The organism is Salmonella sp. SSDFZ69 (assembly GCF_004010755.1).
Taxonomy (GTDB): domain Bacteria; phylum Pseudomonadota; class Gammaproteobacteria; order Enterobacterales; family Enterobacteriaceae; genus Salmonella; species Salmonella enterica.
The window spans coordinates 4,471,896-4,497,470 of sequence record NZ_CP034831.1 but is presented as its reverse complement, the minus strand read 5'-3'; the positions used below and the strand labels follow the sequence as shown (position 1 = coordinate 4,497,470).

Annotated in this window: 26 protein-coding genes; 10 read left to right on the top strand and 16 right to left on the bottom strand. The window is 52.6% G+C overall.

The features are described 5' to 3' along the window. Positions 1 to 20: 20 nt before the first annotated feature. From EOS98_RS22235 to yihU, 6 genes are read right to left on the bottom strand one after another with little or no spacing between them, the layout of a single operon-like run. A complete protein-coding gene (locus EOS98_RS22235) occupies positions 21 to 1,403 on the bottom strand; it encodes an MFS transporter (protein WP_000084251.1) in 1,383 nt (460 codons plus the stop codon). Between the two features lie 45 nt (positions 1,404 to 1,448). Further along, positions 1,449 to 3,485: an alpha-glucosidase gene (locus EOS98_RS22230; protein ID WP_127821207.1), complete on the bottom strand. Its 2,037-nt coding sequence runs from the start codon at positions 3,483 to 3,485 to the stop codon at positions 1,449 to 1,451. Positions 3,486 to 3,528: 43 nt separating this feature from the next. Continuing rightward, positions 3,529 to 4,386: an aldose-1-epimerase gene (locus tag EOS98_RS22225; protein ID WP_126524394.1), complete on the bottom strand. Its 858-nt coding sequence runs from the start codon at positions 4,384 to 4,386 to the stop codon at positions 3,529 to 3,531. A gap of 3 nt (positions 4,387 to 4,389) precedes the next feature. Next, the gene (yihS, locus tag EOS98_RS22220) at positions 4,390 to 5,631 is read right to left on the bottom strand and encodes a sulfoquinovose isomerase (protein WP_000870947.1); all 1,242 of its coding nucleotides are present in this window, start codon (positions 5,629 to 5,631) and stop codon (positions 4,390 to 4,392) included. A gap of 15 nt (positions 5,632 to 5,646) precedes the next feature. Continuing rightward, a complete protein-coding gene (yihT, locus tag EOS98_RS22215; protein WP_126524393.1) occupies positions 5,647 to 6,525 on the bottom strand; it encodes a sulfofructosephosphate aldolase in 879 nt (292 codons plus the stop codon). A 22-nt stretch (positions 6,526 to 6,547) separates the two neighbouring features. After that, the gene (gene yihU / locus EOS98_RS22210; protein ID WP_000268251.1) at positions 6,548 to 7,444 is read right to left on the bottom strand and encodes a sulfolactaldehyde 3-reductase; all 897 of its coding nucleotides are present in this window, start codon (positions 7,442 to 7,444) and stop codon (positions 6,548 to 6,550) included. A gap of 164 nt (positions 7,445 to 7,608) precedes the next feature. Between yihU and EOS98_RS22205 the strand changes: the two genes are divergently transcribed. The 6 genes from EOS98_RS22205 (at position 7,609) to fabY (ending at position 12,418) form a co-directional block, all read left to right on the top strand. Further along, positions 7,609 to 8,505 carry a sugar kinase gene (locus EOS98_RS22205; RefSeq protein ID WP_001520529.1) on the top strand — a complete coding sequence of 299 codons (897 nt, stop codon included), beginning with the start codon at positions 7,609 to 7,611 and terminating at the stop codon, positions 8,503 to 8,505. 33 nt (positions 8,506 to 8,538) lie between these two features. Next, positions 8,539 to 9,342: a DeoR/GlpR family DNA-binding transcription regulator gene (locus EOS98_RS22200; RefSeq protein ID WP_021000967.1), complete on the top strand. Its 804-nt coding sequence runs from the start codon at positions 8,539 to 8,541 to the stop codon at positions 9,340 to 9,342. Positions 9,343 to 9,532: 190 nt separating this feature from the next. After that, positions 9,533 to 10,132, top strand: a complete 600-nt coding sequence (yihX, locus tag EOS98_RS22195; protein WP_000965695.1) for a glucose-1-phosphatase — start codon at positions 9,533 to 9,535, stop codon at positions 10,130 to 10,132. Continuing rightward, positions 10,126 to 10,998 (top strand): virulence factor BrkB family protein, encoded by an 873-nt coding sequence (locus EOS98_RS22190; RefSeq protein ID WP_000921423.1) that lies wholly within the window; start codon positions 10,126 to 10,128, stop codon positions 10,996 to 10,998. The genes yihX and EOS98_RS22190 overlap by 7 nt, the downstream gene beginning before the upstream one ends. Further along, positions 10,995 to 11,432: a D-aminoacyl-tRNA deacylase gene (gene dtd / locus EOS98_RS22185; protein WP_000560969.1), complete on the top strand. Its 438-nt coding sequence runs from the start codon at positions 10,995 to 10,997 to the stop codon at positions 11,430 to 11,432. Before EOS98_RS22190 ends, dtd begins: the two co-directional genes overlap by 4 nt. Positions 11,433 to 11,476: 44 nt before the next feature. Beyond that, a complete protein-coding gene (gene fabY, locus EOS98_RS22180; RefSeq protein ID WP_001518251.1) occupies positions 11,477 to 12,418 on the top strand; it encodes a fatty acid biosynthesis protein FabY in 942 nt (313 codons plus the stop codon). 14 nt (positions 12,419 to 12,432) lie between these two features. On the opposite strand, the gene EOS98_RS22175 is transcribed toward fabY, so the two are convergent. The 3 genes from EOS98_RS22175 to EOS98_RS22165 form a co-directional block, all read right to left on the bottom strand. Next, complete coding sequence (locus EOS98_RS22175) at positions 12,433 to 12,879, bottom strand: helix-turn-helix domain-containing protein (RefSeq protein ID WP_001259009.1); 447 nt, start codon at positions 12,877 to 12,879, stop codon at positions 12,433 to 12,435. Beyond that, the gene (locus tag EOS98_RS22170; protein ID WP_000558163.1) at positions 12,876 to 13,187 is read right to left on the bottom strand and encodes a type II toxin-antitoxin system HigB family toxin; all 312 of its coding nucleotides are present in this window, start codon (positions 13,185 to 13,187) and stop codon (positions 12,876 to 12,878) included. The genes EOS98_RS22175 and EOS98_RS22170 overlap by 4 nt, the downstream gene beginning before the upstream one ends. A gap of 85 nt (positions 13,188 to 13,272) precedes the next feature. Continuing rightward, on the bottom strand, positions 13,273 to 14,202 hold the full coding sequence (locus EOS98_RS22165) for an alpha/beta hydrolase (RefSeq protein ID WP_126524392.1): 930 nt from the start codon (positions 14,200 to 14,202) through the stop codon (positions 13,273 to 13,275). 217 nt (positions 14,203 to 14,419) lie between these two features. Between EOS98_RS22165 and EOS98_RS22160 the strand changes: the two genes are divergently transcribed. Both EOS98_RS22160 and EOS98_RS22155 read left to right on the top strand, forming a co-directional pair. Beyond that, positions 14,420 to 14,731 carry a hypothetical protein gene (locus EOS98_RS22160; RefSeq protein ID WP_023138876.1) on the top strand — a complete coding sequence of 104 codons (312 nt, stop codon included), beginning with the start codon at positions 14,420 to 14,422 and terminating at the stop codon, positions 14,729 to 14,731. Beyond that, positions 14,732 to 15,022 (top strand): helix-turn-helix domain-containing protein, encoded by a 291-nt coding sequence (locus tag EOS98_RS22155; protein ID WP_000362050.1) that lies wholly within the window; start codon positions 14,732 to 14,734, stop codon positions 15,020 to 15,022. It abuts the gene before it with no gap. A gap of 46 nt (positions 15,023 to 15,068) precedes the next feature. Here the strand turns inward: EOS98_RS22155 and fdhE are convergent, their stop codons facing one another. The 4 genes from fdhE to fdnG are packed head-to-tail and all read right to left on the bottom strand — an operon-like array spanning position 15,069 to position 20,592. Continuing rightward, positions 15,069 to 15,998 (bottom strand): formate dehydrogenase accessory protein FdhE, encoded by a 930-nt coding sequence (fdhE, locus tag EOS98_RS22150; protein WP_000027730.1) that lies wholly within the window; start codon positions 15,996 to 15,998, stop codon positions 15,069 to 15,071. Further along, positions 15,995 to 16,630, bottom strand: coding sequence for a formate dehydrogenase cytochrome b556 subunit (gene fdoI / locus EOS98_RS22145; protein WP_000829025.1), 636 nt, complete (start codon positions 16,628 to 16,630; stop codon positions 15,995 to 15,997). Before fdoI ends, fdhE begins: the two co-directional genes overlap by 4 nt. Further along, positions 16,627 to 17,529, bottom strand: a complete 903-nt coding sequence (fdxH, locus tag EOS98_RS22140; RefSeq protein ID WP_000331364.1) for a formate dehydrogenase subunit beta — start codon at positions 17,527 to 17,529, stop codon at positions 16,627 to 16,629. Before fdxH ends, fdoI begins: the two co-directional genes overlap by 4 nt. A gap of 12 nt (positions 17,530 to 17,541) precedes the next feature. Next, positions 17,542 to 20,592, bottom strand: coding sequence for a formate dehydrogenase-N subunit alpha (gene fdnG, locus EOS98_RS22135; protein ID WP_077248424.1), 3,051 nt, complete (start codon positions 20,590 to 20,592; stop codon positions 17,542 to 17,544). Between the two features lie 194 nt (positions 20,593 to 20,786). On the opposite strand from fdnG, the gene fdhD reads away from it, so the two are divergent. Continuing rightward, the gene (gene fdhD, locus EOS98_RS22125; RefSeq protein ID WP_061383745.1) at positions 20,787 to 21,623 is read left to right on the top strand and encodes a formate dehydrogenase accessory sulfurtransferase FdhD; all 837 of its coding nucleotides are present in this window, start codon (positions 20,787 to 20,789) and stop codon (positions 21,621 to 21,623) included. A gap of 267 nt (positions 21,624 to 21,890) precedes the next feature. Here the strand turns inward: fdhD and EOS98_RS22120 are convergent, their stop codons facing one another. Next, the gene (locus EOS98_RS22120; protein WP_126524391.1) at positions 21,891 to 22,922 is read right to left on the bottom strand and encodes a YiiG family protein; all 1,032 of its coding nucleotides are present in this window, start codon (positions 22,920 to 22,922) and stop codon (positions 21,891 to 21,893) included. Positions 22,923 to 23,104: 182 nt separating this feature from the next. Between EOS98_RS22120 and EOS98_RS22115 the strand changes: the two genes are divergently transcribed. After that, positions 23,105 to 24,205, top strand: a complete 1,101-nt coding sequence (locus tag EOS98_RS22115; RefSeq protein WP_000828048.1) for a YiiG family protein — start codon at positions 23,105 to 23,107, stop codon at positions 24,203 to 24,205. 354 nt (positions 24,206 to 24,559) lie between these two features. Here EOS98_RS22115 and EOS98_RS22110 read toward each other — a convergent pair whose 3' ends face one another. After that, the gene (locus tag EOS98_RS22110; RefSeq protein WP_000527677.1) at positions 24,560 to 24,883 is read right to left on the bottom strand and encodes an AzlD domain-containing protein; all 324 of its coding nucleotides are present in this window, start codon (positions 24,881 to 24,883) and stop codon (positions 24,560 to 24,562) included. Next, positions 24,883 to 25,542 carry an AzlC family ABC transporter permease gene (locus tag EOS98_RS22105; RefSeq protein WP_000683586.1) on the bottom strand — a complete coding sequence of 220 codons (660 nt, stop codon included), beginning with the start codon at positions 25,540 to 25,542 and terminating at the stop codon, positions 24,883 to 24,885. The genes EOS98_RS22110 and EOS98_RS22105 overlap by 1 nt, the downstream gene beginning before the upstream one ends. Positions 25,543 to 25,575 lie beyond the last annotated feature (33 nt).

Genomic DNA, 25,575 nt, shown 5'->3' with positions numbered 1-25,575 from the left:
GGCGTTATATTTTATTGTTGTTAAACCGTATGTTTCCGGGCCTCAATCTCTTCCACAATTCGTACGTACATCTTCTCGTTGAGGTTGTAGAAACAGCCCATCGCAATAATGGTGATGACCGCCAGCACGCAAGGATATATAAAGATCAACTGGCGTAGGCCTTCGACGGTGCCTGCCGATTGCACCACATTCGGGATATAACCGATTTGCGTCAGCATCCAGCCGGGGAAGAACCCTGCCAGCGCCTGGGAGACCTTACGGAAGAACGTGAAGCCGGTGTAAACCGTCCCTTCCGAGCGGACGCCGGTGCGCCATTCACCGTACTCCACCGTGTCGGAAACCAGCGCCCAGTTCAGGCTGTTGACGAAGGCGGAACCGAAGAACGCCAGGCAGGAGAAGGCGACAAAACTGACCGAGCCGCCGCCAAAGAAGTAGTTGAGCAGATCGCCCGCCACCCATATTAACAGCCCGCCGATATAGACTTTCTTCTTGCCAAAACGCCTTACTGCGCCGGGCATCAAAAAGACGCCGATAAAAATACAGCCCATGCTAAAGAAGCCCATCCAGGAGAGGAGGATCGGGTCGTTAAGAACGTACTGTGTGTAATAAACCTGAATCGCCAGTTTGACGTTGAAGGCGCCGAGAGTACAAAGGTTGGCGATACACAGAATAAACAGCGGACGGTTACCGGCGATGGCGCGGAACGACTGCAATAATCCAGGCTTTTGCGCGCTATCGACAGGTTTCACTTCAACGTAGCGCTCTTTAACGCCGGCGTAGCACAACCACATAAATAGCAGGCCAAACAATGAAAATAGCGTGGCGGCGAAAATATAGCTGAGCTGGGCATTGCCTTCGATCAGGTTCATGACCGGCACAAAGCCAACGGTACACAGCAGCAGGCCGAGAGTGGCGCCGCCCTGACGCCAGGCGGCAAGCGAGGCGCGTTCATCCGGGTTCTTGGTAATCGCGGGCACCATCGCGCCATACGAGCAGTTCATCATGCTGAAAACCAGCCCGTACAGCATAAACAGCATCGTTGCGACGACGGTTTTTCCCGTCACCTCAAACGGTGTGCCGACAAAGTTAGCAATCGCCAGTAGCGTTACCGGAAATGCCGCGTAAAGCACGAACGGGCGGAATTTGCCCTTCGGACCAATTTTTCGCCGCGAGTCGAGCATAATGCCGGTACCCATATCGGTAAATGCGGTAAAAAATTTGGCGATCAGAAAAATGATCCCGCCGTAAGTCCCTGGTAAACCCAGCACATCGGTATAAAATTTGAGTAAATAGAGGGTCCCGATATCTAACAGGATATTGGAACCTAAATCCCCCAGTCCATAGGCAAGTTTTTCTTTAAACGGCAAGCGTAGGGTTGCCGGATTCGATGATGTTTGACTCATTATTCTTCTCCATCTGCCCGCAGGTTTCCCTGCGGGCGAGCCGTATTAGATATTCCGTAAAGAAGCAAAAAGTGAAGCCCACTCGCTCTTCGCGCGATAGAAAACCGGCGGCTTGCCAATGGGCGCATCCACGGTAATTTCACCGCCGTGGTGAGCTTCGCCGGTCCAGATATTCACCCAGTGATCTTCCGGCAGGTACAGCGTCCAGTCGCAACGCCCCTGCTCGTGAACCGGCGCGACCAGCAGATCCTGACCGAGCAGATATTGATATTTCAGGGTGTAGGTTGTGGCATCGTTCTCGTAGTGCAGGAATAGCGGACGCATGACCGGCAGACCGGTAGCCGCGTTTTGCGCCACCGCCTGCTTGAGATACGGTTTCAGCGTGGTAAAGACGGTGGTCATGCGGGCAAAGTGGGCAATAGTTTCCGCGTCGCCGTCGAACTGCCAGTTATCGCCGGGGCGGTTGCCTTCATGGGTGCGCATCATCGGCGTAAAGGCGCTGAAATCGCACCAGCGCAGCAGCAACTCTTTGCTGCGTTTCATGTCAAACAGGGTGGTGTAGCCGCCGATATCGCTGTGATGCAGACCATGGCCGGTCATCGCCAGCGACAATGCCGCAGGCACTACAGAGGCCAGACCATCATCAAGGCTCCAGTCAACGTTCTGGTCTCCTGCCCACATCATGGTGGAATATTTCTGACTGCCGGTGTAACCCGCACGCATAAAGAACAGGATCTCGCCGAGCTTGCCGGTCTCCTGTAGCGCTTCGTAGTTACACTTCGCCCACAGTGCGGGCCAGGCGTTATGCATGATCTCGGCGCTGACGCCGTTGTGCAGATACGTGTCGGTCGGCAGATATTCGCCGAAATCCGCCATCCAGCCGCTGCAGCCGAGCGCGATCATGTTCTTTTTGATGACGTCTTTGAACCAGTCGTAAGCTTCAGGATTGGTCAGATCGACCACGCCGCCATAGAATTCGCCAAACTCGACCAGATAGTCGCCGCCCGTGGCGTCTTTCGCCAGATAGCCGTGTTTCGCCGCCTCAGCGCAGAGGTCTTTATCACTGGCGACGTATGGGTTGATATAAGAGAGGAACTGGACGCCTTCTTCTTTCCACTGTTTGATACGGCTATCCAGCTGTGGATAGTTGTCGCTATTCCACTTCCAGTTCCACATCACGCGTTTGCCAAAGGAGGTCATGCGAATGCCGGACCAGTCCTGCGCCCAAATACCGTTCACTTTTACGCCTGCGTTGCGCATGGTATCCAGTTTTTGCTGGCAAACTTCCGTACCGCCCTGAATGCCTAGCGTGACGCCGTCATAAACCCAGTCCGGCAGCTCCGGCTGGCGGCCTAACAGCGCAGTCAGTTTTTCCAGCAGGGCGATGTAGGTGTCGGCACACTCAAAACGTAGCGTAGTTTTATCTTCCCACAGCGCCAGTTCGTGATACTCCGGCGCGCTGAAGTCGAAATTCATATAGCAGCTATTATCGACGTGGCAGTAATACTTCTGCGTGCTGACAAAGGTCGGTTGCGGGAAGAAGGTCCAGTAATAGTCGCCGCCGGCGTTTTCTTTACAGTCTGCCTGCCAGGTGACATAGCTGGTTTTATTACGGCCAACGCCCTGTTCGCTGGTCCACAGCGGGAACGGCTTGCCGCGCAAATCGAAATAAGAGAACTGTTCGCCGCAGCCGTAGATATGGTCGTCTGGATTAGCTGCGAGGCGTAACCAGATACGGTTATGGTGCAGGTCGTCGTTTTGCAGATCCAGCTTCAGGCGTCCCGCCTCATCGGCGGAGATGCGAAGGGTGGCGCTAATTGTTGCGCCACGGCTGAATTGTACCAGCCAGCCGTCAGGTAGCTCGCTGACGGTGGCCTCCGTTAATGCAATCTTCTCGTTAAGTTTGTCTTTGATGCTAAAGTTGCCGCGAAACATGTCAATGTCGGCAACGCCCGCGCCAATCCACAGACAGGGATTTTCGGCGCTGTGACGTAAAATCAGGCGCTGTTGCCAGCTAAGCGCAAAACCATCCTGTGATGTTGTCAGTTCAAAATCGGTTGACCGTTGTGGTAGAGAATTCATTGTAATCTCCGTGAATGTAGGGTAATTCGGTAATCCATTTGGGCTAGTCACAGCCGATGGAAAAATGCAGTTGATGGATCGCTTTTGGGGCAAGATGAATCAGCGCGATCCCGGAATTAAATGCATCGGGCGGGCAGCTCATAGGCTCTACCGCGAGACCTTTTCGGCTGAGTTTTTCGCCGGTATAGATCTGTAGCCAGGGTTGGTTGCTGCGTAAAAATGTAGACATGTTCTGCGTTGGGCTGGTAAGTCTGACCTCCCACTCAGCCGGGGTAGTCGCGGTCTTAACCGCATGATCAAGGCGCGTTTCGCCGAGCAGGCATGATGCGGAAAAATCCCTGCCTGCGAGCAATTCTTCGCTTGCAGGCAGTGTTAATACACAGCTATCGATGCTTTGCAGATTACAAGTCAAATAAGGATGTGCGCCCGCGCCATAAGGGGCTGATTTATCGCCAATGTTTTGCGTACGAATCAATACGTGCAGCCCACTGGCGGCATCTAACCGATAAATCACTTCCGATATCAACGCAAAGGGATAGCCGTAAGAGGGCGGCAGAAAAATCGTTAGCGACGCTTCCGTCGCCGACTGATAATTAATCTGCCAGTCTCGCCAGGCTAACAGACCGTGAATGGCGGTCTGCGAAACCGGGTCGTTAACGGCAAGCTGGAAAACCTTGCCGTTATAGGAGTAGCAGCCATTTGTCACGCGATTGGGCCAGGGAATCAATACTTTCCCCAGATGCGCCATGGGTATTTCTTCCGGTTTATGCGGGATGACCACATGGCGTCCATGATGGGTCAGTTCCGCCAGACCTGCGCCAACCGTGACGATTTTCGCCTGGTAATGGCCCGCATTAAGCTGAATAGTTTTTCCACCGCTGTGCATGGCTGCCATCCTCATGACCTATTTCGCGTTGATATCCAGGAGACCCGCCGCGACCGCTGGAGCCAGGCCCGGCGCCAGTGGCAGACGAGGAATGACCAGACAGTGCAGCAGATGGTAAATATCTTGCTTGCCGTCCCACACTTTGGTGGTCACTTTGTTATCGGCGTCCAGCTCTTGCCACCAGGAACCATTTTCATAGTCCATCAGGTACTTAATGCAGTAGTCCCACCATTTCTGATACCACTCTTCATACTGGCTATCGCCCGTCAGGGTGTAGAGGGCGTAGGCCGTACCCATCGCTTCCACAATCGGCCAGCGCACGCGTTCACGTACGATAGGTTTACCGTCCCAGTCGACTGAGTAGACAAAGCCGTCTGCGCCATCTGGCGCCCAGGCGTCGCGGATCGTGGCATGGAACAGACCTTTCGCATCCTCCAGCAGCCAGGCGGGTGGCGTTTCGAAGCGGGCCTCCAGCGCAGCATGGAGATGGAGCATCAGACGGCCCCACTCAATCCAGTGACCTGGCGTACCGCCGTAGGCGCGAAAACGGTGGGCAGGATTATCTTTGTTATAGTCGCGGATAGGGTTCCACTGTGAATCGAAGTGTTCATTGACGCGGTAATCACCGTTGCGCGCCACATCATGAATAATTACCGACGCGATACGCAGCGCGCGATCCAGCCATTTTTTGTCATGGGTAACGTCATAAACAATCAGGAACGCTTCGACGGCGTGCATATTGGCGTTGCCGCCACGGTAGTCTTCCGTCTGGCTGAAGGCTTCATCCCAGGACTCCAGGCACATCTGCTCTTCTTCACTCCAGAAGTATTTCTCAATCACTTCTATGGTGTAATCCAGCAATTTTCTGGCTTCAGGGTGCCCGGTCGTGACGGCGCTGGCCGCGCCCAGCAAGGCGAAGAAGTGTTGATAACCCTGTTTAGAGGCATCTACCACGCCCTGATCGTTAACGCAGGCATACCAGCCGCCGTATTTTTTGTCGCGCAGTGCGCCGTTCATGGCTTTGATGCCATGATCGACCAGATCATAAGCGCCCGGTCGGCCCATCGACGCCGCCACGGAATAAACGTGCAACATACGCGCCGTGATCCAAAGATGGGTGCCCATCTCTTCTTTAATTTGCCCTTTATTTCCCAGCCAGCCGAAGCCTGTCGGCACCACGGCGTTTTTACCGAAATTAAAGATGCGGTCGGTTTCCTGCTCCAGCCAGCGGTTGTGGCTCAACGTGTTAAACCATTTCATTCTTTCCTCCTCGTATTAACGACGTTTTGCCATCATTTCATCGACGATCTCGCCCAGACGTTGCAATTTAGGCGCGGAAACATCACGTAGCATCAGCTCGGTATCCGGTAAACCAATCACTGATGACCAGACCGCGCGTCCCGCCAGGAACCCGGATGCGCCAGCTTCCATGGCGACCCTGACCGCGCGAGGGAACAGTTTTTCGTCCACACCGGAAGAGAGAATGACCCACGGCATATTGATATGCCCATTTAGGCGTTGTGAGGCGGTAAGAAGATCGGAACGCGCGCCTTTGCCGTAGAGCGGCATTTCAACTTTGTAAAGATCGGCGCCGCTGTCGCCCAGCTCTTTGGCCGCATCGATAATCGCCTGCTCGCGATCGAACTTGTCGCCGCAGCGCGGCGGACGTACAACCGGTTCGATAATGCTCAGCAAACCATTGGAGTGACATAATTTATTGAATTCTTTGACCATATCCAGACGCTGCTGCGCGTCTTCGTCGCTGCGCCACAGCACCAACAGTTTTAAGGCTTTCGCGCCATCCCGTTTTACCGCCTGCGCATTAATTTTTTTATCAATGATCACGTTATCAACGGGAATACCGTTGCCCGGGATGAAATCATCCGCCGCGACGATCATGGCGCAGCTTTTAGCGACCGCGTTTTGTTCTACGGCCTGGCGATAACAGAACTGCTGATCCAGCAGAACGGCAGAGGCATACGGGGAAAGAATTTTCGCCGCATTCACTTTGAAATCCGTCAGCACGCTATCGGCAACGGGTGTTTTCGCACCAGCAGCAGCAAACATTAAACGCATCGCCTCGCGCTGATCGACAGCCAGCATGGCAAACCCGCCGGACGCTCGCGTAATGTCTTTGATGGTGTAGTTGTTCATTCAATTTTCCTTTATACAGTCGTTACTTTTTTACGTTGGCGGTCAGCCCGGCGCTGATGCGCACCTGTTCCAGGATGGCGCTCCAGTCTTCCCGACCGCGGCCTGCGGCCCGCGCCAGGTTATAAACTTCACGGGAGGCGGCGCCGAGCGGCATCGGTACGTGCAGTTGATTGGCGACATCCAACGCGATGCCAAGATCTTTGTGCGCCAGATCGATCATGAAGGCGGGAGACAGATCCCCTTTCATCACTTTATTCGGCCAGGTGGTGGTGAAATGCCCTTTGCCTGCGGCAGTGCCGCTCATCACTTTTAAAGCCACGTCGAAGGAAAGCCCCAGCGCTTCACACAGCACGGCGGCTTCGGCGGAGAGCGCATTTAGCGCAATACTCATGTAGTTGTTGATCAGTTTTACGCGAATACCCATTCCCGGGCCGCCGGTGTTGACCAGCTCATTACCCATCGCCATCAGAACAGGGGTAGCGCGCTCTACTTGCTCCGTCGTACCGCCTGCCAGCAGCAACAATGTGCCGGTAATCGCGTTGTCGGATGTCCGGCCTACCGGCACATCCATCATGCTGAACCCTTTGCTCTGCATGTCGGCAATCAGCTTATCGGTTTGCAACGGATGAATAGTGGACATATCAATGACCAGCGCTTCACGGGAAAGAGTTTCACAAACGCCTTGCTCGCCAAACAAAACGGAACGAACCAGATCGCCGTTCGGGAGCATGGTGATAACAAATTCAGCGCCGATGGTTGCCTGAGCCGGGCTGCTTGCAGGTTGCGCGCCTTTGTCTACCAGGCGCTGTACGGCGTCGGGATTAACATCGAAGACGCTGAGTTGATGGCCCTGCTTTAGCAGATTGCTCGCCATAGGGGAGCCCATCTGTCCCAACCCGATAAATGCTATAACTGCCATATCGTTCTCCTGAACACGGTGGTGTCATTTTTTGTCATTACTGAGCCATTTTCTGTCTGTTTGTGATCGTATTTGTAATTTATAGTCAAAAAATTGACAGCCGTCACTTTTTAAACATTTCGTGAAATTAAAATGAGCACATCGAAAATGCTTGAGGAATGACCATGGTTCGTATTGCTTGTGTAGGTATTACCGTGATGGATCGCATCTATTACGTGGAAGGATTACCGACAGAAGGGGGGAAATATGTGGCGAAGCGCTATACGGAAGTGGGCGGCGGGCCTGCGGCGACCGCTGCCGTGGCTGCGGCGAAATTGGGCGCACAGGTGGACTTTATTGGCCGTGTGGGCGATGACGACACCGGAAACAGTCTGCTGGCAGAGCTGGAATCCCTGGGGGTAAATACGCGCTATACCCGCCGCTACACGCAGGCCATGTCGTCGCAGTCAGCGATTATGGTGGATGCCAAAGGAGAGCGGATTATCGTTAATTATCCCAGCCCGGATTTATTACCTGACGCCGACTGGCTTAACGACATCGATTTTTCGCAGTGGGATGTGGTGTTGGCGGATGTGCGCTGGCATGACGGCGCAAAACAGGCGTTTACGCTGGCGCGTCAGGCTGGCGTCATGACTGTTCTTGATGGCGATATTACGCCACAGGATATTAGCGAGCTGGTGGCGTTAAGCGACCACGCCGCCTTCTCCGAGCCAGGGCTGGCACGCCTGACGGGGATGAGCGAAGCCATTGATGCGCTAAAAAAAGCACAAATGCTCACAAATGGACATGTCTATGTCACGCGAGGCAGCGAAGGCTGCAACTGGTTGGAAAAAGCGGCGGTACGCCACCAACCGGGTTTTACCGTGGAGGTGGTAGATACTACCGGCGCGGGCGATGTTTTTCATGGCGCACTGGCATTTGGCCTGGCAAGCGGATACGCCATCGAAGAGGCTGTCAGATTCGCCAGCGGCGTTGCCGCGCTGAAGTGTACGCGCCCGGGTGGCCGGGCGGGTATCCCTGATTGTGAGCAAACCCGATCTTTCTTGTCACTTTTTGTATAATATGAGCAGTAGGAAGCTTTTAGAGGAATGCTCATGAGTCTTACCGAACTGACCGGTAATCCGCGACACGATCGGCTGTTAATGCTAATTGATGAGCGCGGCTATATGAATATCGATGAGTTAGCCAGTTTGTTGGAGGTCTCTACCCAGACGGTTCGCCGCGATATTCGTAAATTAAGCGAGCAGGGGCTGATTACGCGTCATCACGGCGGCGCTGGCAGAGCGTCCAGTGTGGTCAATACCGCCTTTGAGCAGCGAGAGGTCTCCTGGACGCAAGAGAAAAAAGCCATTGCGGAAGCCGTGGCTGACTATATTCCGGATGGCTCCACGATATTTATCACGATTGGAACGACGGTTGAGCAGGTGGCGCGCGCGCTGCTCAACCATAATCATCTGCGCATTATCACCAATAGCCTGCGCGTTGCGCACATTCTTTATAATAACCCTCGCTTTGAAGTGATGGTGCCTGGCGGCACGCTGCGCCCGCATAATAGCGGCATTATCGGGCCATCCGCGGCGGCGTTTGTGGCGGGGTTCCGGGCTGACTATCTCGTCACCAGCGTAGGCGCGATAGAGAGCGATGGCGCGTTACTGGAGTTTGATGTCAACGAAGCCAGCGTAGTGAAAACCATGATGGCCCACTCGCGACATATTCTGCTGGCCGCCGATCATACGAAATACCATGCTTCTGCGGCGGTTGAGATCGGCAATGTGTCACAGATTACCGCTCTGTTTACGGACGAGTATCCCGGTCCGGCATTACAGAATTTACTTCAATCCCAGCAAATCGAAGTGGTTCAGGCGAGTCCTTCGCTGGACGACGCCGTTTCAGCGTGACAAGCGCCCTTGCGCCGGAGGGTCGCGTCAGCGCTTTATCCGGCCAATAAAACGGCGCTGTGATGCAGGCGATATTGGGCATCGTCTGCGTTTCTATTGTCTTTTTGTTAATTGATTTATAAAGGGATACATAGTCAAACTTCTCCTTTCCCGCTACAGTTATTCATCCCCGGTTAGCAAGGAGAATGACATGCTCTACATCTTTGATTTAGGTAATGTGATTGTCGACATCGACTTTAACCGCGTATTAGGTGTGTGGAGCGATCTGAGTCGAGTACCGCTGGCTTCGCTGAAGCAAAAATTTACGATGGGCGAGACTTTTCACCAACATGAACGCGGTGAGATAACGGACGAAGCGTTTGCTGAAGCTTTCTGTCATGAAATGGCGTTATCGCTCAGTTATGAACAATTCGCGCACGGCTGGCAGGCGGTATTTGTCGGATTACGGCCCGAAGTGATTGCTATCATGCATAAACTGCGCGAGCAGGGGCATCGCGTGGTGGTGCTATCCAATACTAACCGACTGCATACCCACTTCTGGCCGGAAGAATATCCGGAGGTGCGCGCTGCCGCCGACCATATCTATTTATCGCAGGATTTGGGAATGCGTAAACCGGAAGCGCGTATTTATCAGCACGTCCTGCAGAAAGAAGGTTTTTCCGCTGCCGATGCGGTCTTTTTCGACGACAATGCCGATAATATAGAAGGGGCCAACCAGTTGGGGATCACCAGCATTCTGGTGAAGGATAAAGCCACCATCCCTGACTATTTCGCGAAGCTGTTATGCTAAAAACCGTTCACCAAAAAGCTGGACGCCATACACGCCCTGTTCGGGCCTGGCTCAAGCTATTATGGCAGCGTATCGATGAGGATAATATGACGACTCTGGCGGGAAACCTCGCCTATGTCTCATTACTCTCCTTAGTACCGCTTATTGCCGTCGTTTTTGCCCTTTTCGCTGCTTTTCCGATGTTTTCTGATGTCAGCATTCAGTTACGCCATTTTATTTTTGCTAACTTTATGCCAGCCACCGGAGACGTGATTCAGCGCTATATTGAGCAGTTTGTCGCTAACTCCAACAAAATGACGGCGGTAGGCGCCTGTGGACTGATTGTGACGGCATTGCTGTTGATGTACGCCATTGATAGCGCCTTAAACACTATCTGGCGCAGCAAACGCACACGGCCAAAAGTGTACTCTTTTGCGGTGTACTGGATGATCCTCACGCTCGGCCCGCTTCTCGCCGGTGCCAGCCTGGCGATCAGCTCCTACCTGCTTTCTTTACGCTGGGCCAGCGATCTGAATACGGTCATCGACAATGTATTGCGCATCCTTCCGCTGCTGCTCTCGTGGATCTCATTCTGGTTACTTTACAGTATTGTCCCAACAACTCGCGTACCGAACCGTGACGCCCTTGTCGGCGCGTTTGTCGCAGCGTTGCTGTTCGAGGCCGGAAAGAAAGGTTTCGCGCTTTATATCACCATGTTCCCGTCATATCAGCTCATTTATGGCGTACTGGCAGTGATCCCTATCCTGTTTGTCTGGGTATACTGGACCTGGTGTATAGTCTTGCTTGGCGCAGAAATAACTGTCACTCTCGGGGAATACCGAAAACTCAAACAAGCCGCAGAACAAGAAGAAGCTGACCAACCATGATTGCATTAATTCAACGCGTAACCCGTGCCAGCGTCACCGTGGAGGATGAGGTGACGGGTGAAATCGGCCCAGGACTTTTGGTGTTATTGGGTGTCGAAAAAGAAGATGACGAACAAAAAGCGAATCGTCTGTGCGAGCGCGTGCTGGGATACCGTATCTTCAGCGATGCTGACGGCAAGATGAATCTGAATGTACAACAGGCTGGCGGCAGCGTGCTGGTGGTGTCGCAGTTTACGCTGGCGGCAGATACCGAGCGCGGTATGCGACCAAGCTTTTCCGGCGGGGCTGCGCCGGATCGCGCGCAGGCGCTTTATGAATATTTTGTCGAACGCTGCCGCCAGCAGGCGATAAACACGCAAACCGGACGCTTCGCTGCCGATATGCAGGTTGAGCTGGTTAATGACGGTCCCGTGACATTCTGGCTCCAGGTATGAGTCAGCTTCCGGCGTGGCCGCGGATAACAAGAGAGAGTACGGCTATGTATCACCTTCGAGTTCCGCAAACAGAAGAAGAATTAGAACGTTACTACCAGTTTCGCTGGGAGATGCTGCGTAAACCGCTGCACCAGCCGAAAGGGTCGGAACGGGATGGCTGGGATGCGTTGGCGCACCATCAAATGGTGGTGGACGAAGAAGGAAATTTAGTTGCAGTGGGCCGCCTGTATATCAATGCAGATAACGAGGCGTCTATCCGTTTTATGGCTGTACATCCCTCGGTACAGGATAAAGGGCTGGGGACATTAATGGCGATGACCCTGGAGTCTGTCGCCCGCCAGGAAGGCGTTAAGCGCGTCACCTGCAGCGCGCGCGAAGATGCGGTTGAGTTCTTTGCCAAACTCGGGTTTGTCAATCAGGGGGAGATTACTACGCCCACAACCACGCCAATCCGCCATTTTCTGATGATTAAACCGGTAGCATCGCTGGATGATATCCTGCATCGCGGCGACTGGTGCGGGCAGCTTCAGCAGGCCTGGTATGAGCACATTCCATTGAGTGAAAAGATGGGGGTGCGCATTCAGCAGTACACCGGGCAAAAATTTATCACCACGATGCCGGAAACCGGTAATCAAAATCCGCATCACACGGTGTTTGCCGGCAGCCTGTTCTCCCTGGCGACGTTGACCGGATGGGGACTTATCTGGCTGATGCTCCGTGAACGCCACCTGGGCGGGACGATTATTCTTGCTGACGCCCATATTCGCTACAGTAAACCCATTAGCGGAAAGCCAAACGCCGTGGCTGATTTGGGGTCGCTAAGCGGTGATTTGGACAGGCTGGCGCGGGGTAAAAAAGCGCGTGTCCAGTTGCAGGTTGAACTGTTGGGCGGCGAGACCGCTGGGGCAATTTTCGAAGGCATTTATATCGTACTACCTGCGAAACCGTTCGGCCCGTATGAAGAGGGCGGGAATGAGGAGGAGTAGCTGGACATCTCCAACTACTCGATGAAGGCATCTGCTGGTAGTTTGAAGCGTTGTGTAAGCGCTTTAATATGATTAACCGTTAGTGCTCTGCGGCCATTTAAGATGTTGCTGACGTTCGATTTAGAACCAAGTTCGTTGGCAAGATCTGCTGCTTTGAGACCGTATTGATCCATGAGCGTTCGCAATACTGAAACGCCAGGGGGCGTTTTCTCCAGGTGTTGGTTGAGTGCTTTGAATTCCGGCGCATGTTTTTCGTATTCACTGATTCGGGCACAGAGCAATTCAAATAGTGGGTTTTCAAGATCGTCGTGGTCGACCAGAAACTCCACTAGCGCTAGTGCCCTGCGATACTCATTGTCATTTCGGTCTTCCCCCATCAGTGGGACGCTTTTTACCGCATCGCTGAAGGTATCAACGATCTTTTTTGCGCTGGTTGCATCCATCTGACGATGAGTTCTCATTCTTTATTACCCCGATAATATGCGGTCAGTTTGTCATATTCGGCATGGGAAACGATATGTTTCACAAATATCTTATGTAACCTGAAATCTATGTAGGAAATGAGTCTCAGGCTGTTACCAGAAACATCAATCACCCACCATTTATCTCTGTGCTTAAAATTATCCAGTGAAGGAATATACCGCTTCATCTCTTCAGGCTGAGTGAATGTTTTTTTCTCCAGAACATTCAGCAACTCAGTGAGAGCAAGCTCATGGTTTGGATACATGAGCATCGCTTCATTGAACGGTTTTCGGCTGATAACATGCACACTGTAGTTCCATTACAAAGTTTTCAACCTGAAAACAATTTAGCGCAACGTTATCCAGTTTTCAAGTTGAAAACAAAATTGAATTTTAGGTCATTTTGCCTGTTGATGGACTTACAACACGCCAGGCCACATCTCGCATGGCGCTTCGTGCCGCCTGGCTCACGCCTCCGAGCTGGAAAAAGCCATGGATGACACCGAGATAGCGCTGGCAAGTACACGCCACGCCCTGGTCGTTCAGACGGTGATATAGCGCTTCGCCTTCATCACGCAGTGGGTCGAACTCTGCGGTGAGGATATGCACCGGCGGTAAACCGGCAAAATCTTCACGCCATATCGGACTGGCTTCCGGGTGGCGGAGGTCGGCACCCTGGAGATACATTTCGAAACCCGATAACAGCGTATCGCGGGTGATGATGTAGTCTTGCCCGTTGCTGGCATAGCTGGGGAAACTGGCAGTAGCGTCAAGCATCGGGTAGATCAACAGCAGCTTCGCCGGAGACCAGTGGGCGGCGGATTTCAGGCGTAGCGCGCTGACCAATGCCAGGTGCCCGCCTGCGCTATCGCCAGCAAGCGTGATACGTTCACGATCGATGCCTAACTGCTCCGCGTATTGATGGACGATATTGGCCCCACGTTCAGCGTCGTCATGAGCCGCCGGGAAGGTGTGCTCTGGCGCAAGGCGATACTGAATGGCAATCACCCTACAGCCGCTTTTCCAGGCCAGTTGCCGTAGCTGGGGGTCATGAGTCAGAAAGCCGCCGCTAACAAAACAGCCGCCGTGATAGTAGAGGATACAGGGTAGAGAACCGGATGCGTTTGGCGGCGAAACGACGCGAAATGTCATCCCTTCCAGCACGATATCTTCCGAACTCACCCGAATTTCTTTCTCACCCGCCAGCGTCGTGCTGGCAATATAGCCCGTTCTCCGGTCATCAATATTCTGCTCTCGTGAAGAGGGACGGCCCGCGGCGATAAACCCAGCGACCAGTTCGGCAATTCCTTTTTCCAGTGGCATATAACGCTCCTTTGACTGTATGTATGTACAGTTTATAACCTGGTCCGTTGGGGATGGAAAGTGGTGAAACGAGGGGATGATGATTCTGGATAGAGGTTCGCAAAAAATGGAATGCGGTTGGCGCTGGGTTTTTAATTTTTGTACTGTGAAATGATGATGCTATACGCCATTGACGTATAGATTATTTTCACTACTATAAGCCAATGGCGTAGGGAATATGCAATTCATAGAAACGGAACTCTTTACTGAAGATGTTAAAAAACTGCTCGATGAGGATGAATACCATAAGCTTCAGGTTTTTATGGCTCAGCATCCAGATTGTGGTGATGTCATTCAGGAAACGGGCGGCCTGAGAAAAATGCGCTGGGGATCGCGAGGCAAAGGAAAGCGTAGTGGCGTGCGAATTATCTATTTTCACCGTAGTCAACGGTATGAGATTCGCTTGCTTCTGATTTATCAAAAAGGCATTAAAGATGATCTCACGCCGCAGGAAAAAGCGGTGCTTCGTATGCTGAATGAGAGGTGGTAGATGGATAAAGTGTTATTTGAGCGATTAACTCAAAGTATGTCTCAAATGAATGAAATCATTGAAGGGACCCGTGAGCCTTCTCGTACCTTTCATATTGATGCAATGAAGATTAAAGAAATACGGCAGGCATCTGGGTTGTCGCAATCTAAGTTTGCAGAACTGATTTCGGTCAACGTGGATACGCTGCGCAACTGGGAGCAAGGAAGACGTTCACCGACAGGGCCAGCCAAAGCGTTACTTCGCGCCATTGCCAACGACCCGAGAAACGTTATACAAGCATTGCGTTATTGAGCAATGATCCGGCTAACGTAGATTGCTAGCCGGTATACCAGAGAACTTATTCCCCTTCCCCCGGGAACAGGAACGGGTTGATAGAACTGCGGGCGAAGCCCTCCTGTTCCATGCGCGCGTCCAGCACCAGCGAGGCGAGGTCGTCGGCCACGGCTTCCACTTTCGGGTCTTTTTCCTGATAGAGAATCTTCAGGTAAGTCCCGCAATCGCCGCAGCTTTCGGCTTTCACCGCAGCCTGCTCATTTTCCAGTGACCAGTAGTGTAAGTCGCGGCTCTGTTCGCAGTTACTGCATTTTACGCGCACGACATGCCATTCGGTTTCGCACAGGTTACAGTGCAGATAACGCAGCCCCTGCGTGGTGCCGATCTGCACCATGCTGGAGACCGGCATCGAACCGCACACCGGGCAATACTGGCGCGCTTCACCGTATTCCGCGCGGGCTTTGCCTGGAATCAAGCTGGCCATTTGCGCCCAGTAAAGGGAGAGCGCGGCCCAGATAAACGGGGCTTTATCGCTGCTGACGGAGGCAAAATCCGAGGCAAACAGCGCGCTGGCCATCTGCTCCAGCTCCTGCTCGGAGGCTTTCTCCAGGTTCTCAATCACCGCCAGCGCGGGGCCGCTCATCTCGGGTTTTAGCTCGGCAATTAACGAATGCAGCAGTTTTTGCCAGTGCTTATCACGCGGCAGCACGTGGATATCCAGCGGCGGCTTGCCCTGGTCGTTCGCTTCTTTAATACGTGCGGTCAGATCCATCTCCAGCGGATGGTCGTACAGCACCACTTCCTGCGCGTGCGCGATAAGCGCGGCAAAGCGCAGGTAATCGCCCAGCGGGTTATTTTCAGCCAGCTCGCGCAGACGTTCGGCGCGGCGGTTGTAGACGTTTTTGAGTCGGGGGAACAATAACGGCGGAATCATATCCGCCGTACGTTTCTCGCTCGACCCCAGCTCATCTTGCGGGATTATGCGAATACTCATTCAGTTTCTTTTTCCGTTGTCTTGCGGACTTCTCGGTACCAGCGTGGGTGATGTTTCTTCGCCCACGACCGGGTTACCCAGCCTTCCACCATCGCGGTAATGGTGCCTTTCACCCAAAGGGCGGCGTAGATATGCACCATGATAACCACAATTAACGCTACTGCGGCAAAAGAATGCAACATTAACGCGAATCGGATCACCGGGATTGAGAAAGCAGGCGCAAAGTACGGACGCCAGATAATTACCCCGCTTACCAGCAGCAGCACCAGGAAGATAATCGCCGCCCAGAATACGCATTTCTGACCGAAGTTATAACGCCCGGTGTCACCCACTTCCTCGTTGACGACGATCTTACGAATATTCTTCGCCCAAAAGATATCATCCCGATTGATTAGATTGTGGTGCCAATAACGGAAAAACATGATGATGAACGAGGCAAACATAACCACGCCCACAAACGGGTGCAGAATTCGCGCCAGTTGTGGGGTGCCCAGGATATGCATCAACCAGTTGAAGGATGGGAATAAAAAGCCCAGCCCGCTCACCGCCGCCAGCACGAAGCAGAAGGCGACGATCCAGTGGTTGATGCGTTCCGGCGCCGTATAGCGCACGATGGTGTCACGTCGTTTCATTTGCGCACCTCGTCTTTCTCTTCATGCAGGTTGTCATCTTCCTCTTCCGCGCGGTTCGGACCGACGCCGACATAGTGGAAGACGCTGGCGGCAAAGGTCGCGGCAAAACCGAACGCGGCGAGCGGTTTCCAGACGCCTTTCCAGAACTTAACGGTTTCGCTGATTTCCGGGTTTTCCGGCAGACCGTGATACAGATTCGGCTTATCGGCATGATGCAGCACGTACATGACATGCGTACCGCCTACGCCCGCCGGATCGTACAGACCCGCGTTGTCATAACCACGGGTTTTTAGTTCCGCCACCCGCTCGCCCGCCAGCGTTTTCATATCCTCTTTCGAGCCAAAATGAATGGCGCCGGTTGGACAGGTCTTCACGCAGGCCGGCTCCTGGCCGACCACCACACGGTCAACGCACAGCGTACATTTATAGACGCGGTTGTCTTCCGGGTTGAGGCGCGGCACGTTGAACGGGCAGCCAGCGATACAGTAGCCGCAGCCGATACACTGCTCGGACTGGAAGTCGACAATACCGTTAGCGTACTGAATGATTGCCCCTTCCGCCGGACAGGCCTTCAGGCAGCCGGGATCGGCGCAGTGCATACAGCCATCCTTACGGATCAGCCATTCCAGTTTGTCGTTCTGTTCCACTTCCGAGAAGCGCATTACCGTCCAGGATTTCGCGGTCAAATCAGCCGGGTTGTCATACACCCCGACGTTATTGCCCACTTCATCACGGATGTCGTTCCACTCGGAGCACGCCACCTGACACGCTTTACAGCCGATACAGGTGGTGACGTCGATGAGTTTCGCCACCTCTTCCTGGTGGTCCCGCGCCTGGGGCGCGGGGGTGAAACCGTTAGTGGCGGAACGACGAATGATGTCTTGCGATTGATAAGCCATAGGTCGTCTCCGTTACACCTTTTCCACGTTCACAAGGAAGGATTTAAACTCCGGCGTTTGCGTGTTCGCATCACCGACGAAAGGCGTTAACGTATTGGCGATAAAGCCTTTTTTCGCCACGCCTTCGTAGCCCCAGTGAATAGGAATACCGATGGTATCGATATCCTTGCCGTCCGCTTTCAGCGTGCGAATACGCTTGGTCACCACTGCTTTGGCTTTGATATAGCCGCGGTTCGAGGAGACCTTCACGGTATCGCCATGCGCGATGCCGAGTTTATTCGCCAGCTTCTCGCCAATTTCCACAAACTGTTCCGGCTGGGCGATAGCGTTAAGCAACGCGTGCTTGGTCCAGTAGTGGAAGTGCTCGGTCAGACGGTAAGTGGTTCCGACATACGGGAACTTATCCGCTTTACCCAGCGCGTCGGCATCGTCTTTAAAGATACGGGCGGCAGGGTTAGAGATAACGTTCGGGTGCAGCGGGTTAGTGCCCAGCGGCGTTTCAAACGGCTCGTAGTGTTCCGGAAACGGCCCTTCCGCCATCTTATCGATAGCAAACAGGCGGCCCATCCCTTCCGGCTGCATGATAAACGGTCCGACGTCGCTGCCGGGCGCGGCGGCGCTGTAGTCCGGAATATCCCATCCGGCCCATTTTCCGCCTTCCCATTTCAGTAGCTGACGTTTCGGGTCCCAGGGATTACCCTGCGGATCGGCGGAGGCGCGGTTATAGAGGATGCGGCGGTTAAGCGGCCATGCCCATGCCCAGCCCAGCGTGTTGCCGAGACCAGACGGGTCGGCGTTATCACGACGCGCCATCATGTTGCCTTCCGGCGTCCAGCTACCGGCGAAAATCCAGCAGCCGCTGGACGTCGTACCGTCATCGCGCAGTTGCGCGAACGAACTGAGCTGTTGGCCTTTCTTCACCACCACCGCGCCGGTTGCCGGATCGATAAGATCGGCCAGCGCTTTACCATTACTTTCCATCGCCACTTCTTCAGAGGCAGGTTCGTATGGTTTGGTGTAGTTCCAGGTCATATTCAGCACCTGTTCCGGGTTGGCGCCGCCCTGTTCAGAGTACATCTTACGCAGGCGTAAGAAGATACCGGCGAGGATTTCGCCGTCGGTCATGGCAATTCCCGGGGCGTCCGCGCCCTTCCAGTGCCACTGTAACCAACGACCGGAGTTAACGATGGAACCATTTTCCTCGGCAAAACAGGTGGAAGGCAGACGGAACACTTCGGTCTGGATTTTTGCGGGATCAACGTCGTTCGACTCACCGTGGTTTTGCCAGAAGGTGGACGTTTCGGTGTTGAGCGGATCGATAGTCACCAGGTACTTCAGTTTGGAAAGCGACGCGACCACTTTGTTTTTGTTCGGGAATGAGGCCACCGGGTTAAAGCCCTGGCAGATATAGCCGTTGACCTTGCCCTGTTTCATCATCTCGAAGTACTGCAACACGTCGTACCCTTTATCCCACTTCGGTAGCCAGTCAAAGCCCCAGCTATTTTCCGCTGTCGCTTTATCACCAAAGAAGGCCTTCATCATTGAGACGAAGAATTTCGGATAGTTACCCCAGTAGTTGACCTGATCCTTCAACAATGGCTTCGGCGTATTGGCAGCCAGATAGGTTTGCAGGTCGGTCTGTTTTTCGCTCGGCAGCGTCAGGTAGCCCGGCAGACTTTGCGACAGCAGTCCTAAGTCGGTCAGCCCCTGAATATTGGAGTGACCGCGCAGGGCGTTAACGCCGCCGCCCGCCATCCCCATGTTACCGAGCAGAAGCTGGATCATCGCCATAGTACGGATGTTCTGCGCGCCGATGGAATGCTGCGTCCAGCCCAGCGCGTACAGGAACGACGCGGTTTTATCTTTTGCGCTGGTTTCTGCAATGTACTCGCACACTTTCAGGAAGTCCGCTTTCGGCGTACCGCAGATATTTTCTACCACGTCCGGCGTATAGCGTGAGACATGCTGTTTCAACAGATTCCAGACACAGCGCGGGTGTTGCAGTGTCGTATCGCGTTTGGCAAAACCGTTTTCGTCCAGCTCATAGTGCCAACTGGTTTTATCGTACTGCCGCTTGTCTGCGTCATAGCCGGTGAACAGACCATCATCGAAGCCAAAATCTTCACGCACGATCAGGCTGGCATTGGTATAGGCCTCGGTGTATTCACGGTTGTATTTTTCGTTGGTCAGCAGATACAGCATCACGCCTGACAAGAAGGCAATGTCAGTACCAGAGCGTATTGGCGCATAGAAATCGGCCACCGACGCGGTACGCGTAAAGCGCGGATCGATCACAATCAGCTTCGCGCCGTTGTGAATTTTGGCTTCCATCGCCCAGCGGAACCCGACCGGGTGAGCTTCTGCGGCGTTACCGCCCATCACCACGACGAGGTTGGCGTTCTTGATGTCGACCCAGTGGTTGGTCATCGCACCGCGACCAAATGTTGGAGCAAGACTTGCTACCGTTGGTCCGTGTCAGACACGCGCCTGGTTGTCGACCGCGAGCATACCCAGCGCGCGGGAGAATTTTTGCGTTAAATAACCCGTCTCGTTACTGGATGCGGAAGCGCACAGCATCCCGGTGGTGAGCCAGCGGTTAACGGTAACGCCTTCGGCGTTCTGCGCCTGATAGTTGGCGTCGCGATCTTCCTTCATCAGTTTAGCGATGCGGTCAAACGCTTCTTCCCAACTGATCTGTTGCCACTTATCTGAACCCGGCGCGCGGTATTGCGGGAATTTCAGGCGGCTTTCAGAGTGGATAAAGTCCACCAGACCGGCCCCTTTCGGGCACAGCGCGCCACGGCTTACCGGATGATCCGGGTCCCCTTCGATATGGAAAATAGATGCTTTGGCGTTTTTCGCACCGTCGCCGAGGCTGTACATCAACAGCCCGCAGCCAACGGAACAGTAGGTGCAGGTGTTACGGGTTTCGCGGGTGCGCAGCAGTTTATATTGCCGTGTTTCCGCTAGCGCTACGCCGGGCGCGAAGCCCAGTGCCGCCGCCGTGGTGCCTGCCATACCGCCAGCGCAGATCTTAAAGAACTGCCTTCTGCTGACCTGCATGGTTTGCTCCTTGTTTCGACATTGTCACTTCTCTTTCACATTTCTCTATCCGAAACGCTCAGGGAGTGGTTGTTATTTTTCTTTGCGGACGGGCCCGCAAAGGTTCAGAATTGGATAAATTTTCCTCCATCCGGGAGGAGTTGTAACAGAATACCATAATGTTGGTGTGTGTGTTCTTATATGGTTAAAAGAAAGTGAACAATATACTGTCTGAAGAAGTCCTAAATGTGACTGATTTCACAACCTCACGCCAGTTGACTCTCTGGAAACGCGAGGATTTGCAGTCCCCCCAACTTGATGATGTTGCCGAGGAAGTGCCAGTGGCACTGGTGTATAACGGTATTTCGCATGTCGTTATGATGGCTTCTCCGAAAGATCTGACGAATTTCGCAATAGGGTTTTCTCTGTCGGAAGGGATCATTGACAGCCCGCGTGAAATCTATGGCATGGACGTTGTGCCGTCCTGTAACGGACTTGAAGTGCAGATTGATCTTTCCAGCCGTCGATTTATGGGGCTGAAAGCGCGTCGTCGCGCGCTGGCCGGACGTACCGGTTGCGGCGTATGTGGCGTGGAACAGCTCAATGACATCGGTAAGCCGGTGCAACCGCTGCCGTTTAGCCAAACGTTTAATCTCGGTAACCTTGATCGCGCGTTAAAACATCTGAATGATTTTCAACCGACGGGTAAGCTGACGGGTTGTACGCACGCTGCGGCATGGGTCATGCCGTCGGGTGAACTGGCGGGGGGCCATGAAGATGTCGGACGCCACGTTGCGCTGGATAAACTGCTCGGCCGCCGCGCTACGGAAGGTGAGGAATGGCGGCAAGGCGCGGCGCTGGTTTCCAGTCGCGCGAGTTACGAAATGGTGCAGAAGTCGGCGATGTGCGGTGTGGAAATTCTGTTTGCCGTCTCTGCCGCAACGACGCTGGCGGTCGAGGTGGCTGAACGCTGCAATCTGACGCTGGTGGGGTTCTGTAAGCCGGGTCGGGCGACGATTTATACCCATCCGCAGCGGTTAATCGCAGACTAAAATAGTACCCTCTACATTTTCGTAAAATATATATTTTCTCAATTTTACAGCCTCTCTTGATAACGGAATCACGTATAGTGGCGAGGCCATACAGGTTTTAATCGTTTTTATGCTGGGCCGCAGCTTATTCCAGCCATTCACGAGGCGCTTGCTACCCGGTAATACTTCGAACGAAAAAAGCGCCCCTGGGGCGCTCTTTCGGCAGTCGCTAACGACTTATTTGCTCAGTTCAGCGGTTATATGCACGCGATTTGCAGCGTGAAAAGCTTAGAACTCACGCTCAAGATGATAGCCATTATAGGTATCGATGAGCTCGTTATAAGCTTTAACCACAGCCTCATAAGAACCATCTACCATATCGCCGCTGCCGCTATTGAGGTAGTCCTGCTCATGCGAGGTATACGCCACGTTATCGCGCACGCGCCGAATGCGTTTTTTCACCTTGCCCTGGAATTTTTCCAGCTCAGAAATAAAACCAGGGAAGCTACGATGTTTATCTATATCAACGTTGATCTTCTCGTTTAGCTTCTGAGTATGCTCTTCAAAATCAGCGAGCTGTTTGCTTACTGCCGCCACATCAAAAGAATCATCAGCTACAGCGTCATTAAGCGTCTCGGCTTCCTGCATCGTCAAAAGCGTATAGTACTTAATGGATTTACCTTCTTTCTTCTCGGTCGCCTTAATTTCATTAGCCGCATGCTGCTTACTCATAATGGTAATCTCGGCGATATATTTCTTCGCAATGGGATCAAACTCATCGAACTGTTTTATAAACGTTTTATGGAACGCTTTAGCGCCAGCAAAGGCATCATCCTTGAAGTTATCTTGATCATAGTATTTATTCATACTATTGATTGTTTCAGCTAGTGGCCCAGCCGCATTAATAAATGCCAGAGCAGCACTATCCAGAGAGGCAAACGCCGGCTTTAATTCAGCCGCCGCCTTGATGTCTTTCCGGCAGTCCTGGATAAATGCAGGATACACAGGAACCAGCGGAGAGGGATCGTCTTCCTTACCGGTAGGGCCGGTGCGGAAATCGTCGAATGTGTTAGCATAACGATTTACAGCACGGTAAATATCTGCCTGGAGATTATTATAACAATCAATGTAAACATTCAGCTTTTGGTTAAGAACATCGTTCGCATCTGCGCTTTCCGCTGATGTGGGTTGTGTATTGCTCGCTGATGAATCCGCACTTTGAGCTACAGGTTGTTCGTCCGCTTTTTTTTCATCACAAGCGCTTAGCCCGGCAGTCATCAGCATAGCGATAATAATTGGTGATAACAAATCCTTTTTCATTAGAATAACCTATAAATAATATCATTGAAATTTACAGATTCATTTTAATGAAAAAAAACAGGTATGTGATTTATTCAACACAAAAAATACTTAATGCATATTTCATTATAATTAACATTATCAATATCAATGTGTTCGTTAAAATAAGAGAACCCCAACGTAAATATACAAAAGGCAATTAAATGAAAAGGAATTTATTATCCTCAGCGATAATCATTGCGCTAATGACCCTGGGCGCAACAGGATGTGATGACAATAATGTTAAAACCGAGGCGACGCCGGCCGCCAGCAGTCAGCCTGCGACGCCAGCGCCTTCTCAGACGCCGGAAACGCAATCTGGCGAAAGTCCAGCGCAGCCCCCAGCAGCGAAGCCAGAAACGGCAACTCAGCCCCCGGCGGCGAAGCCAGAAACGCCAGCTCAGCCGGAGGTTGACGCTGAAGAAGTTTATAGTGAAAAAATGGATGTCTATATCGATTGTTTTAATAAACTTCAATTGCCCGTTCAGCGCAGTCTGGCGCGTTACGCGGATTGGGTGAAAGACTTTAAAAAAGGTCCGACAGGGAAAGAGAGCCTGGTTTATGGCATTTATGGTATTACGGAGTCTTACATAACGAATTGCCAGAAAGAGATGAAACAGGTGGCCGCCTTAACGCCATTACTTGAGCCTATTGATGGCGTTGCCGTTAGCTATATTGATAGCGCCGCCGCGCTGGGTAATACCATTAACGAAATGGAAAAATATTATACCCAGGAAAACTATAAAGATGATGCCTTTGCTAAAGGTAAGGCGCTGCATCAGACATTACTGAAGAATATCGAGGATTTTAAACCCGTCTCGGAAAAATATCATGAGGCTATTCAGGAAATAAATGACAGGCGGCAATTGACACAGTTGAAGAGAATAGAAGAAGCGGAAGGCAAAACATTTAACTATTATTCTCTGGCTGTCATGATTTCGGCAAAGCAGATCAACAAGGTTATTTCTGCCGATACCTTTGATGCCGAAGCGATGATGAAAAAAGTCGCGGAACTGGAAACAATGATTGCGCAATTGAAAGAAGTGAATACTGATGGCCGTAATTCTTCTTTCATCAGCTCTGCGGCTGATTATCAGCTACAAGCTAAAAAATATATTCGTCGCATCAGAGACAATGTTGAGTATTCTGATTTTGAAAAGAAACGGGTGCAGGACCCTGCAACAGGATGGATGGTTGCGGATTCTTATCCGGCGTCGTTGAGAAGTTATAACGAGATGGTGGATGATTATAACCGCCTGCGTTGAGTGACGGCACATTAACTGTGCACAGGCTGGCGCAAGTGCCTATAAAATTACGCTATAACGCCAATAAAAAGCGCCGATCAGGCGCTTTTTTCGTTCATGTATTCTTCATCAGGCAATATCCGTAAAAATAGCTGACGTAAACATTAACTAAAGAGAGTTATTAGAAAAACCAGTAATCTGAAGCTATCACAAGATGTTGACGTCACGCTGGAAGGTACTGGTAGTGTCATTGAGGATCGGCATTCATATGGAAAGCATTTATCCCCCTGATGCGAAAATTCTGAGCCACTTCAGCATAGGGCGGCCCAGCCTTCATCACTTATAGGGTGTCACGTCCAACTGTTCTGTAAGACGTTAATTAATACCCGCCATTCGTAATAACGCGGTCACTACCGCGGCGGCGATAATCACCACAATAAGCGGCATTTTACGCCAGGCTAAAAATACGGCGAAGCCAACCCCAAGAACGCGCGCCATTCCGGCAAAATGTTCGCCTTCGTAAAAGGTGGTCGCCAGCGCGACGGAGAATAGCAGCACCGTTGCCGCATCCGAGAGCAGCGCCTGTGAACGCTCAGACAGCGCCAGACGGCTGCCAAGTTTCGCGCCGCCGAGGCGCATCAAATAGGTTCCCGCAGACAAAAGAGCAATACCGATAATAAATAGCGTCATATTGCCCATTATTTTTTCCTCGCCAGTAGGCCAAGCAGCGAAAGCAACACCGGCAATCCGGCAGCCACAAAAGGAACGGCGGCAAGCGACAGCGCGGCGCCGCTGCAACCACGAATCAATGTGGTGCGGTTTTTAAACGCCGGGATCACCAGCGCCAGTAAGATTGCCGGGAATACGGCATCCAGACCGATGGTTTCTGGGGCCGGGAGCAGTTTGCCGACACCTGCGCCAATCAGTGTGCCAATCGGCCAGAATAGGGCGACGCCCAGACCGCATAGCCAGTAGGCGGCTTTACGTTGTTCGGGTGTTTTTTGCGACAGGCCGAACACCACGCTCTCATCATTCATAATATGGCAGCCGAAAAAGCTGGCGGCGCGGGTGCCAACCAAATCGCGCACCGTTACGCCAAACGGCACGTGGCGCGCATTCACCAGCAGTCCTGCCGCCGCCGCCGCTAACGGATTGCCGCCGCTGGCAACAATGCCGATAAACATAAATTCGGACGCGCCCGCCAGCACAAAAATAGAGAGGACAAACGGCACCCACAGTGGGAAACCGTAGGCCATCGCCAGTGAGCCATAGGACATGCCGACGACGCCCACGGCCAGGCACACTAAAAATATCGCTTTTATCGTGTCTCCCTTGAGACAGGAAAAATAGTGTTTCATCTTCTTTAGTCATATCGAACGAATTTTCATTAT

What these genes read in the sequence shown, in the direction of transcription:
- EOS98_RS22110 (WP_000527677.1), bottom strand. Translation starts at nt 24,883, where the DNA reads ATGGGCAATATGACGCTATTTATTATCGGTATTGCTCTTTTGTCTGCG.
- EOS98_RS22165 (WP_126524392.1), bottom strand. Translation starts at nt 14,202, where the DNA reads ATGCCACTGGAAAAAGGAATTGCCGAACTGGTCGCTGGGTTTATCGCC.
- EOS98_RS22160 (WP_023138876.1), top strand. Translation starts at nt 14,420, where the DNA reads ATGCAATTCATAGAAACGGAACTCTTTACTGAAGATGTTAAAAAACTG.
- yihS (WP_000870947.1), bottom strand. Translation starts at nt 5,631, where the DNA reads ATGAAATGGTTTAACACGTTGAGCCACAACCGCTGGCTGGAGCAGGAA.
- EOS98_RS22155 (WP_000362050.1), top strand. Translation starts at nt 14,732, where the DNA reads ATGGATAAAGTGTTATTTGAGCGATTAACTCAAAGTATGTCTCAAATG.
- fdhE (WP_000027730.1), bottom strand. Translation starts at nt 15,998, where the DNA reads ATGAGTATTCGCATAATCCCGCAAGATGAGCTGGGGTCGAGCGAGAAA.
- EOS98_RS22115 (WP_000828048.1), top strand. Translation starts at nt 23,105, where the DNA reads ATGAAAAGGAATTTATTATCCTCAGCGATAATCATTGCGCTAATGACC.
- yihX (WP_000965695.1), top strand. Translation starts at nt 9,533, where the DNA reads ATGCTCTACATCTTTGATTTAGGTAATGTGATTGTCGACATCGACTTT.
- EOS98_RS22235 (WP_000084251.1), bottom strand. Translation starts at nt 1,403, where the DNA reads ATGAGTCAAACATCATCGAATCCGGCAACCCTACGCTTGCCGTTTAAA.
- EOS98_RS22225 (WP_126524394.1), bottom strand. Translation starts at nt 4,386, where the DNA reads ATGAGGATGGCAGCCATGCACAGCGGTGGAAAAACTATTCAGCTTAAT.
- fdxH (WP_000331364.1), bottom strand. Translation starts at nt 17,529, where the DNA reads ATGGCTTATCAATCGCAAGACATCATTCGTCGTTCCGCCACTAACGGT.
- yihT (WP_126524393.1), bottom strand. Translation starts at nt 6,525, where the DNA reads ATGAACAACTACACCATCAAAGACATTACGCGAGCGTCCGGCGGGTTT.
- EOS98_RS22205 (WP_001520529.1), top strand. Translation starts at nt 7,609, where the DNA reads ATGGTTCGTATTGCTTGTGTAGGTATTACCGTGATGGATCGCATCTAT.
- dtd (WP_000560969.1), top strand. Translation starts at nt 10,995, where the DNA reads ATGATTGCATTAATTCAACGCGTAACCCGTGCCAGCGTCACCGTGGAG.
- EOS98_RS22175 (WP_001259009.1), bottom strand. Translation starts at nt 12,879, where the DNA reads ATGAGAACTCATCGTCAGATGGATGCAACCAGCGCAAAAAAGATCGTT.
- EOS98_RS22200 (WP_021000967.1), top strand. Translation starts at nt 8,539, where the DNA reads ATGAGTCTTACCGAACTGACCGGTAATCCGCGACACGATCGGCTGTTA.
- fdoI (WP_000829025.1), bottom strand. Translation starts at nt 16,630, where the DNA reads ATGAAACGACGTGACACCATCGTGCGCTATACGGCGCCGGAACGCATC.
- EOS98_RS22190 (WP_000921423.1), top strand. Translation starts at nt 10,126, where the DNA reads ATGCTAAAAACCGTTCACCAAAAAGCTGGACGCCATACACGCCCTGTT.
- yihU (WP_000268251.1), bottom strand. Translation starts at nt 7,444, where the DNA reads ATGGCAGTTATAGCATTTATCGGGTTGGGACAGATGGGCTCCCCTATG.
- EOS98_RS22120 (WP_126524391.1), bottom strand. Translation starts at nt 22,922, where the DNA reads ATGAAAAAGGATTTGTTATCACCAATTATTATCGCTATGCTGATGACT.
- fabY (WP_001518251.1), top strand. Translation starts at nt 11,477, where the DNA reads ATGTATCACCTTCGAGTTCCGCAAACAGAAGAAGAATTAGAACGTTAC.
- EOS98_RS22105 (WP_000683586.1), bottom strand. Translation starts at nt 25,542, where the DNA reads ATGAAACACTATTTTTCCTGTCTCAAGGGAGACACGATAAAAGCGATA.
- EOS98_RS22230 (WP_127821207.1), bottom strand. Translation starts at nt 3,485, where the DNA reads ATGAATTCTCTACCACAACGGTCAACCGATTTTGAACTGACAACATCA.